This window comes from Terrimonas alba (assembly GCF_042434975.1).
GTDB lineage: Bacteria > Bacteroidota > Bacteroidia > Chitinophagales > Chitinophagaceae > Terrimonas_B > Terrimonas_B alba.
On sequence record NZ_JBHMQM010000047.1, the window covers coordinates 1 to 1,022 of the forward strand.

The following is a 1,022-nucleotide window of genomic DNA, read 5'->3' on the forward strand; positions in this document are numbered from 1 at the left end:
ATATGCGCCGTGACAACGGAATCGCAACCATTGACCGTGGTATAAGAATGGGTATAATCATCACTGGTGGTGACCACATCACCCCATGGCAGTGTATAGCTTAAGCAGGCAGCAGCCGTGAACTCGGATGCAGCAGCACTGTTGATGGTGATATGCGCTGTAACAACCGAATCGCAACCATTGACCGTGGTATAAGTATGGGTATAATCATCACTGGCAGTGACCACATCACCCCATGGCAGTGTATAGCTTAAGCAGGCAGCAGCCGTGAACTCGGATGCAGCAGCGGTATTGATAGTGATATGCGCCGTGACAACGGAATCGCAACCATTGACCGTGGTATATGTATGGGTATAATCATCACTGGTGGTGACCACATCACCCCATGGCAGTGTATAGCTTAAGCAGGCAGCAGCCGTGAACTCGGATGCAGCAGCGGTATTGATAGTGATATGCGCCGTGACAACGGAATCGCAACCATTGACCGTGGTATAAGTATGGGTATAATCATCACTGGTGTTTACTACATCACCCCATGGCAGTGTATAGCTTAAGCAGGCAGCAGCCGTGAACTCGGATGCAGCAGCACTGTTGATAGTGATATGCGCTGTTACTATAGAATCGCAACCATTAATAGTTTGATAGGTATGGGTATAATCATCACTGGTGGTTACCACATCACCCCAGGGCAGTGTATAGCTTAAGCAGGCAGCAGCCGTGAACTCGGATGCAGCAGTGGTATTGATAGTGATATGCGCCGTAACAACCGAATCGCAACCATTGACCGTGGTATAAGTATGGGTATAATCATCACTGGTGGTGACCACATCACCCCATGGCAGTGTATAGCTTAAGCAGGCAGCAGCCGTGAACTCGGATGCAGCAGCGGTATTGATAGTGATATGCGCCGTGACAACGGAATCGCAACCATTGACAGTTGTATATGTATGGGTATAATCATCACTGGTGGTGACCACATCACCCCATGGCAGTGTATAGCTTAAGCAGGCAGCAGCCGTGAA

Annotated in this window: 1 protein-coding gene; it reads right to left on the minus strand. The window is 49.1% G+C overall.

Annotation, left to right across the window (positions count from 1 at the left end; genetic code table 11):
• Nucleotides 1-1,022: hypothetical protein (locus ACFEL9_RS26120; protein WP_385896356.1), on the minus strand; the 1,022-nt coding region annotated here is incomplete at both ends.